This window comes from Mycobacterium sp. 94-17, from assembly GCF_035617725.1.
GTDB lineage: Bacteria > Actinomycetota > Actinomycetes > Mycobacteriales > Mycobacteriaceae > Mycobacterium.
The window spans coordinates 1-10,383 of the sequence record NZ_JAPIYN010000042.1; the positions used below are offsets into that span (position 1 = coordinate 1).

General features: G+C 69.9%; 1 protein-coding gene. It reads right to left on the bottom strand.

Features of this window, described 5'->3' with window-relative positions; genetic code table 11:
* Positions 1-37: 37 nt before the first annotated feature.
* Positions 38-10,383 (bottom strand): non-ribosomal peptide synthetase (locus tag OQ789_RS25485; protein WP_324689162.1); only part of this gene is annotated, 10,346 nt, incomplete at its 5' end.

Sequence of the window (10,383 nt, forward strand, 5' to 3'; positions counted from 1 at the left end):
CAGCAACCCCTGCTGCAACGGCGTCAACGGCAAAACGTCAGCTATCCGCATATTTCCGCTCGAGCTCGTCGATCTGCTGCTGGCTCAGCCGGGTGAGCGCGACATCCGACGGGGTCAGGCCGCCGCCACCGCCGCGCACATGTGCGCAGATCCCAGCCAGGGCCTCGAACCACAGCCGGCTCAACCGGCTGACCTGGGTCTGATCCATGGCCGACGGCGCCCACGTCCAGTTGGCGTGCAGCTGCGGGCCGTTGTCGGTCTCCACGGTGCCGGCGTTGAGCTCTACGGTGTGGGCCAGCGCCATGGGTATCGCCGCCGTCGCGCCGGTCAACAACAAGCCCTCCTCGCTGATCCGCCACAGATCCTCGGAAAGGGCGGCCCCGGCGCCGAGCCGGCCCAAGTAGTTGAACCCGATCACCGGATCCGACCCACCCAGCACAGTCTCAGGGTTCAGATAGCGCAGCAAACCGTAGCTCAGCGGGTCGGGCAGGGCGCGCAGCTGCTCCTTGCCGTTCTTGACGACGGCGCCCAGGCCCGAGTCGCCGGCCGTCACCTGCGACCAGGACAAACCACCCACGGCGAGCGATGCCGGGTAGAGGGTGGTGAACCATCCCACCGTGCGCGACAGGTCGATGTCGGAGGCCAATTCTTCGTGGCGGCCGTGGCCCTCGACATCGATACCCACCGGGGCCGCGGTGCCCAAAAACTCTGTCCACGCCAGCGCGAACGCAATCAGCAAGATGTCTTGCACCCCGGCATGAAACGCCGACGGCACCTCACCGAGCAGCATCCGGGTGGTCTCGACATCCAGTGGTACCGACAGCCGCCCCGCGGACGCGAACGTGTCCACCGCCGGCCGCACCGCCGGCAACGCGGCCGGGGTCGTGACCACCTGCCGCCACGTGTCGGCATGCTCGGTCACCGCCGCGGTGTGGGCATGCTCGGCCAGCACCGCCGACCATCGGGCAAACGAGGTCCCGCCCGGCGGCAACACCACCTCCTGGCCGCCGCGATGCAGAGCCCAGGCGATGTTGAGGTCTTCCAGCAGGATCCGCCACGACACCCCGTCGACGGCCAGGTGATGAATGATCAGCGCCAACTGACCGGTGGGCTCCACCCACAACGCGCTGAGCATCGTCCCGGTCGCCGGATTCAGCCGCGACCGCGCCTCGACCAGCGCGTCCTCGGACAACGCCGCCACGGCGTGCAGGCAGGCGCCGGCGCTTACGGCCCCCGCTTCGGGCACGTGCAGCGACCAGCCCCCGGCGCCGTCGTCATCGACGCGGAGCCGCAGCATGGCGTGCCGATCCAGCAGCGCCTGCAGCACCACCACCGCATCGGCCTCGGTCACCCCGGCGGGAGCCTGCGCCACCACCGTCTGGTTGAACTGATCGACCGGGCCCTCGATGTTGTGCAGCCAGTGCATGATCGGGGTCGCGACCACCTCGCCCACACCCTCGTCGACGGGGCCGGTCTCACCGTCGGCCACGCTCGCCACCCGGGCCAGCCGGGCCACCGTCTGCTCGACGAACACATCCCGCGGCCGGCACACCACCCCGGCCGCGCGAGCGCGGGCCACCACCTGCATCGACAGGATGCTGTCACCGCCCAACTCGAAGAAGGAATCGTCGACCCCGACCCGCTCCAGCCCCAGCACCTGGGCATAGATTCCGGCCAGAATCTCCTCGACGGCATCGCCCGGTCCGCGATACCGATCAACATCCTGATACTCGGGCGCCGGCAGCGCGCGAACATCCAGTTTGCCGTTGAGCGTCAACGGCAACGCCTCGATGACCACGACCGCGGCGGGCACCATGTAGGCCGGCAGCCGCTCGGCCAGCGCCGCACGCATCTCGGCCGGGTCGGCGGTGCCGGTCGCGTACCCCACCAGACGCTTATCCCCGGGCCGGTCCTCGCGGGCGATCACCACCGCCTGCCCGACACCCTCCAGGCCGGCCAGCGCCGCCTGAACCTCGCCGAGCTCGATGCGATACCCGCGGATCTTGACCTGCTCATCGGCGCGCCCCGCATAGCGCAGCTGTCCGTCGGCGCCCCACGACACCAGATCGCCGGTGCGATACATCCGTGTCCCGGTCCCACCGAACGGGCACGCCACGAACCGCGACCCCGTCAGCCCCGCCCGACCCACATAGCCGTACGCCAGCGCGCCACCGGCCACGTACAGCTCCCCGACCACCCCGGCCGGCACGGCACGAAGCGAGCCATCCAGCACGAAGAAGGCGAGGTGGGCCAGCGGCACGCCGATGGGGCTGACAGCGCTCTCGGCATCGACGTCAACGATTTCCCGCAACGAGGCATGCACCGTCGTCTCGGTGATGCCGTACATGTTGATCAGCCGCGGCAACCCCGGATGATTGCTCAACCAGGTGCCCAGACGCCGGGGTTCGAGCGCTTCCCCGCCGAACACCACCGTCTCCAGCTTGAGTTGGTGGCGCAGCTCGGGGGACAGCGCGTCAGCGGTTTGCAGCGCATAAAACGCCGACGGCGTCTGGCTCAGCACACTGACCTGCTCGGCCACCAGCACCGCGTGTAGCTCCTCCGGTGAGCGCACCACAGTGTCGGGCACCACCACCAGCCGCCCGCCGCCGAGCAGCGCCCCGAAGATCTCCCACACAGAGAAGTCAAACGCCAACGAATGGCACTGCGTCCACACCTGACCCGCCAGCTCCATCCCGGCTTCCAGGGATTCCAGCAACCGGGTGACGTTCTGATGGGCTACCGCGGCCCCTTTGGGCACCCCGGTGGTGCCCGAGGTGTAGATCAGGTACGCGATGTCTTCGGCGTCCGGCGCCGGCAGGGCCGTACCGGGTTGGGTGTCGATGCGCGGGTCGTCGACGTCGACGACCAGCAGCTGATGGCCGGCCAGCCGGTCGGCCAGCCCGGTGTTGGTGATCACGGCCACCGGTACGGCATCGCGGAGCAGGAACTCCATCCGCGCCGTCGGCTGTGCCGGGTCGATCGGCACGTACGCGGCGCCGGTCTTGAGCACCGCCAACATCGCCACGACGGCCTCGGCCGACCGCGGCAACAGCAGCGCCACCCGCTCGCCGGCGCCCACCCCCTGCCCAACGAGCAAGTGGGCCAACCGGTTAGCGGCCTCGTCCACCTCTCGATACGTCATCGACCGGCCGTCGGAGCTCACCGCCGCCGCATCGGGTATGCGGACCACCTGCGCGGCGAACAGCGCCGGAATCGACACCGGGGTGGTGCCGGGTTGGGTCAGCACTGTCCGATTGCCCCACCCATCCAGGCGAGCGTGTTCGGCCTCGTCGACCAGATCGATCGACGACAGCCGCCGGGCCGGATCGGCCGTCATCGCCACGAGCACCCGCTCCAGCCGCCCGATCAGCGCCTCCATGCCGGCTGCATCGAAGACGTCGGTGCGAAACTCCACCTCACCGCCGATCCCGGCGGGTTCGCCTGCCTCGCTCCACCGCTCGGCCAGGGAGAACGTCAAGTCCATGCGGGCGGTGCTGGTGTCGGCCGCCAGCGGAGTGACCTGCAGATCACCCAGCGCCAACGCGGCACCGGCGTCGCTTTCATCGAGGGCGAAGCTCTGCCAGGCCAGCATCACCTGGACCAGCGGATGGTGGTTCAGGGATCGGGCGGGGTTGAGCCGCTCCACCAGCACTTCAAAGGGCACGTCTTGGTGCTCGTAAGCCGCCAGGCTCCGCCCTCGCACCTGGCCCAGCAGCTCGGCGACGGTGGGGTCGCCCGTCAGATCGACCCGCAGCACCAACGTGTTGACGAAAAACCCGACCAACTCGTCCAGGGCCGGGTCACGACGGCCGGCGATCGGGAACCCGACGGCCACGTCATTGCTCGCGCTGATCTTCGACAGCAGCACCGCCAGCGCGGCCTGGACGACCATGAAGGTCGTCGCGTTGTGCTCGCGAGCCACCCAGGAAACCCGCTGTTGCAGCTCCGCCGGCCAATCCACGGACACGCTGGCACCGCGGAAATCGGCCACCGGCGGGTAGGGCCGGTCCGACGGCAGTTGCAGCCGCTCGGGCAGTCCGGCCAGGGCGCGCTCCCAGTAAGCGAGCTGCGCGCCGATGCGGCTGTGGCTATCGGCCAGTTCGCCGAACTGCGCGCGCTGCCACAGTGTGTAATCGACGTAATGCACTGCCAGCGGCACCCATTCGGGCGCGCGTCCCGCACATCGGCCGGCGTAGGCCGTACCCAAATCACGCACCAGCGGAGTCATCGACAGCCCGTCGGCGGCGATATGATGCACCACCGCCACCAGCACGTGCTCCTCTTCGGAGACGCGGAAAAGCGTTGCCCGCAAGGGTATTTCGGCTGCCAAGTCGAACGGGCGGCGCACCGCGACGTCGACAGCCTCAGCCAGTCGGGTTGCCGCCCAACCGGTGGCGTCCACGACCTGCCAACCGAAGTCGGCCCCCTCAACCGGCACCACGACCTGCCGGGGGATCCCCTCTACGGCCGGGAACACGGTGCGCAGGGCCTCGTGGCGGCCCACCACATCGGCGAACGCGGCGCCGAGCGCCTCGGCATCGAGACGCCCACACATCCGCAACGCCACCGGCATGTTGTAAACCGGTGAGGGGCCCTGCAATTGGTCGATCACCCACAGCCGGTTCTGCGCGAACGACAACGGAATCACCGCCGGCCGTTCAACGGCCACCAATGGCTCCAGCGGATCCGCATCGCCACCGATCAGCAGCGCCAACTGAGCCACCGTGGGCGCGTCGAACACGGCGCGCACCGCAAGAGCCGCGTCCAGGTTGGCGTTGATCGCGGCGATCAGACGCATGGCCAGCAGCGAGTGCCCGCCCAGGTCGAAGAACGACTCGTCGATGCCGACTCGTGTGACGCCGAGAACCTCGCCGAACAGTGTGGCCAACGCCTGTTCCCGTGGATCGCGGGGCGCACGGTAGGCCACCCCGCTGGCGAATTCGGGGGCCGGCAGCGATCGCCGATCGAGTTTGCCGTTCACGGTCAACGGCAGCGCCTCCACCACCATGACGGCCGCAGGCACCATGTATTCCGGCAACCGGGCGCCCACGTACCGGCGCACCTCGGCCGCGCGGTCGAGCGCCGACGGGTCGTTGACGTAACCCGCCAGGGAACTCACCCCGGTGGCCGGCAGGTACAGGTCGGACATTGCCGGGGAGTCGGCCGGCTCGGTGGCGCGGGTGTAGACGAGGTCCACCAGGCCGGCGTCCGGGGACCAGGTCACCGCAGTGGCATATCCGAGTTCTCGCCCGAGCGCGTGACAGTGGTGCGGCAACACCGCATCGGGTGCGGAGATGCCGGCACGCAACTCCGTGACGGGCGTGCGGTTGCCGGCCTCCGAAAGCGCTTGCGCCAGAGCCACATCGAACCATGTGCCGCCATGAGGTACGCCCGTGACGCGCACCTCCGGCAGGCCGTGGGACCGCAGAAATTCGCCCAGCCCGGCCAGGGTGCCGAAGCGCTGCCACGGTTGTGACGGGAGGTGTGCCAGCGACCGGACGGCGACCGGCCCCTTGCGCAGCGCCACGTCGTATCGGTAGCCGCTGAGTTCGTTGACCGCCTGCATCTGCTTCAGCTGTACCTGCACCGCGGCGATGTCGGCCAGGTGCTGCGGGAGTGCGGCAAAGAACTCCGGTGCCAGTAGCAGCTCCTGCTCGGCCAGCATTTCGCGGCGCACCCGCTCGCGCGCCGCCGCGGCCGTGTCCTCCCCCTCGGAGGTGTCCACGCACACCAGCCCGGTGGTGAACGCCGGCAACAGCGACAAGTTCCGCACGTCGCCGATGAACACCGTCCCGCCCGGCCGCAGCAGTCGCATCGCCCCCGCCAGCACGTCGAGCAGATACGCGGCGTTCGGGAAGTACTGGACGACGGAGTTGAGCACCACCACATCGAAGTGGCCCTGCGGCAGCCCATCTGCCACATCCGCGGGCTGCACCAGCAGCCGCACCCGATCGCCCCACGACTGCGCGGCGACCGCGGCCCGCAGCGTCTCGATGGTCGCGGCCGAGAAGTCGGTACCCCAGTACTCGACGCAGTCCGGGGCAAGCCGGGCGAGCAACAGGCCCGAGCCCACCCCGATCTCCAGCACCCGCCCCGCGCCCAGCCGACGGATCCGATCCACGGTGGCGGCGCGCCATTCCCGCATCTGCTCCAGCGGGATGGGCGCCCCGGTGTAACTGCTGTTCCAGCCTCCGAAGTCCTCGCCGAACGTCGTCGGCTCGGCCGCCTCGGCCGCCGGCCGCGAATAGACGCCGCCCCACACCCGCTGCCACTGCTCGACCAGCCCGGCTTCCCGCTCGGGCTCCCGCGCCAGCCGCAGCTGCTCATCGAGCACGACGTACCCCACCAGCTGCTTGTCGGCCACGCCGTCGGCGGCGGGGACGGTGTGCGCGACGACCGCCGCCTGCGCCACCCGGGGATGGGTCGCCAGCATCGCCTCGATTTCGCCGAGCTCGACGCGGTATCCGCGAATCTTGACCTGCTCGTCGACGCGGCCCACATAGTGCAGTTGTCCGTCGGCGCCCCAGCGCACCAGATCCCCGGTGCGATACATCCGGACACCCGCCCCGCCGAACGGGCAGGCCACAAATCGTGACGCCGTCAGAGCTGAGCGCTTCCAATAGCCACAGCCCACCGCGGCGCCGGCGACATACAGCTCACCGACCACCCCGGTCGGTATGGGTTGCAGCCATTCGTCGAGCACGAACAGCGCCGCCCCCGAAACCGGCGAGCCGATCGGCGGCACGCCCGACCCCGCGCGCAGTGGCGGACTGATCGCCACCCACATCGTCGTCTCGGTGGGCCCGTATTCGTTGAGCATCACCCGGCCGGGTGCCCACCGGTCGACGAGCTCGGCCGGGCAGGCCTCACCGCCGACCAGCAAGGTCACCGCATCCAGGCCTTCTGGCGACAATGCCCCTGCCGCAGAAGGGGTTTGGCTCAATACGCTGACGCTTTCCGTGACCAGCAGGGCATGGAAGTCGGCCGGTGAGCGGGCCACCGACTCGGGCACCACGACCAGCCGACCGCCGTGTAAGAGGGCACCAAAGATCTCCCACCCGGAGATGTCGAAGCTGTACGAATGCCACTGTGTCCACACTTGTCCGGGCGCCGCCAGCCGCGGATCCAGGGACGCGATCAGCTGGGTCACGTTGTGGTGGGTGATGGCCACCCCTTTGGGCACCCCGGTAGTGCCCGAGGTGTAGATGAGGTAAGCGATGTCGTCGGGAGCCGGCGTCGGCAGCGGGGTGGACGGATAAGCCTGGATCGCGGTGTCATCGACGTCGATCACCGGCAGGGCGTGTCCGTCGAGCAGTCCCCGCAGCCCAGCCGTGGTGATCACGGCCGCCGACTCGGCGTCGTCGAGCATGAAGCCGATGCGCGATGCGGGCAGTGCCGGGTCGATGGGCAGGTAGCACGCCCCGGCCTTGAGCACCGCCAGGATGGCGACGATCGCCTCAGCGGAACGCGAAAACAGCAGTGCCACACACTGACCCGGCCCCACGCCAAGGCCGGCCAATCGGTGTGCCAGCCGGTTGGCGGCCTCGTCGATCTCGCGATAGGTCAGGGAGCGGCCCTGGCAGGTGACGGCCACCGCCTCGGGTGCGCGCGCGACCTGCGCGGCGAACACCGCCGGGATCGACACCGGCGCCGGCGCGGGCCTGGTCAACGCGGCACGGTTACCGATCTCGTCCAGCCGCCGGTGCTCGCCGGCATCGAGCAGGTCTATCGACGAGAGGCGCCGGTCGGGCGCGGCGGTCATCGCCACCAGCGCCCGCCGCAACCACTCGATCAGCGCCTCGATGCTTTCCGCTTCGAAGACGTCGGTGCGAAATTCCACTTCGCCGCAGATCCCGTCGGGCTCGCCGGTGTCGGTCCAACTCTCCCTGAGGAAAAACGCGAGATCCCAACGGGCAGTTTGCGTATTCGTCGGCAGCGGGGCCGCCTGCACGTCCCCCAGGGCCAGCCCGGCGGCGGCGTCGTTGCTGTGCCAGGGGAAGTTCTGCCAGACCAGCACCACCTGGACCAGCGGGTGGTGGGTCAGGCTTCGGGCGGGGTTGAGCCGGTCGACGAGGACCTCGAACGGCACGTCTTGGTTCTCGTAGGCGGCGAGGCTGCGCTGGCGCACCTGGCCCAGCAGGTCGGCGACGGTGGGGTCGCCGTCCAGATCGACGCGCAGCACCAGGGTGTTGACGAAAAAGCCCACCAGCTCGTCCAGCGCGGGGTCGCGGCGCCCGGCGATCGGGAATCCGACCGCGACATCCCTGCTGCCGCTCAACTTCGACAGCAGCACCGCCAGGGCGGCCTGGATCACCATGAAGCTGGTCGCGTTGTGCTGCCCGGCGATTCCGCGCACCCGCTGTTGCACTTCCACCGGCCAGTCGACCGCGACCTTGTGGCCGCGGTGATCGGCGACCGGCGGGTACGGCCGATCGGTGGGCAGCTGGAGGCGCTCGGGCATTCCCGCCAGCGCGTGTTCCCAGTACGCCAGCTGGGCGGCGATGGGGCTGTGGCTGTCGTCGAGATCACCGAGTTGCGCGCGCTGCCACAGCGTGTAGTCGACGTACTGCACCGCCAGCGGCGCCCAGCCGGGATCGTGACCCGCGCACCGGTTGGCGTAGGCCACACCCAAGTCCCGCACCAGCGGGGTCACCGACCAGCCGTCGGCGGCGATGTGGTGCATCGCGGCCACCAACACGTGCTCGCCCTCGGCGACGCGGAAAAGCTGTGCCCGCAAAGGGATCTCGTTCGCCAGGTCGAACGTGTAGCGCGCGGCGGCGTCGACGGCCTCTTCCAGTCGGCCGCCCGGCCATGCCGTGGCGTCGGTCACCTGCCAGCCGATGTCGGCGTGTTCGGCGGGTGTCACCAGCTGCTGGGGTACGCCATCGGCCGATGCGAACCGCGTGCGCAGGCTCTCGTGGCGGCCGACGACATCGGCCAGCGCCTGGCCCAACGCCCGCGCGTTCAGCCCACCGGTCAACCGCAGCGCCACCGCGATGTTGTACAGCGGCGAGGGCCCTTGCAACTGATCGATGAACCAGAGCCGGTTCTGCGCGAACGACAACGGGATTACCGCGGGACGCTCGATTGCGACCAACGGCTGCAGCCGGCCCGCCTCGCCACCGATGCGCGGCGCCAGCTGGGCCACTGTGGGCGCCTCGAACAGGGTTCGCACGGGAAGGTGGGCGTCAAGAGCTGTGTTGACCGCGGCGATGACCCGCATCGCCGACAGTGAATCGCCGCCCAGGTCGAAGAACGAGTCGTCCACGCCGACGCGCTCGGCGCCCAGCACCTGCGCGTAGATGCCGGCCAGGATCTCCTCGGTAAGGGTGGCCGGGCCGCGGTAGTGCGCGACGTCGGTGTACTGCGGCGCCGGCAGCGCGCGGGTGTCCAGTTTGCCGTTGGGCGTCAGCGGCAGCGCGTCGAGGACGACGACGGCGGCCGGGACCATGTACGACGGGAGCCGCTCGGCCAGCTGAGCACGCAGCGTGGCCGGCTCGGCCGATCCGGTGACATACGCGACCAGGCGCGTGTCGCCGGGGCGATCCTCGCGGGTGATCACCGCCGCCTGGCCCACCCCGTCCAGCCCGGCCAGCGCGGCTTGGATTTCGCCGAGTTCGACGCGATGGCCGCGGACCTTGACCTGTTCGTCGGCGCGACCGACGTAGCGCAGCTGGCCGTCGGTTCCCCAGAACACCAGATCCCCGGTGCGATACATCCGCGTTCCGGGTGCTTGGGCGCCGCCGAACGGACACGCCACGAACCGCGATGCGGTGAGCGGACCCCGGCCCACGTAGCCGGCTGCCACCCCGGCACCGGCCACGTACAGCTCGCCGACAACACCGCCGGGAACCGGCCGCAACCGGCCGTCCAGGACGAACAACGCCGCCGCAGGCACGGGCCCGCCGATCGGCACCACCCCGGACCCCGACGCCAACGGCGCGCTGATCGCCACACACATCGTGGTTTCGGTCGGACCGTAGGCGTTGACCATCACGCGTCCCGGCGCCCACCGATCCATCACGGCGACCGGGCAGGGCTCGCCGACCGTCACCAGCGCCGCGGCCTCCAGGCCCTCGGGCGTGAGCAACCCCAGCGCGGACGGGGTCTGGGTCAACACGCTGACCTGTTCGGCGACCAGCACGCGTTGGAGTTCTTCGGGCGCGCGGACCACCGAATCGGGCACGACTACCAGCCGCCCACCACGCAGCAGCGCCCCAAAGATCTCCCACACCGAGACGTCGAAGGCCAGGGAGTGACTGTGCGTCCACACCCCGCCGGTCGGCAGGCCGGCGTCCAGTGTGTGCAGCAGCTGGGTGACGTTGTGGTGGGTGATGGCCACGCCCTTGGGTGTTCCGGTGGTGCCCGAGGTGTAGATCAGGT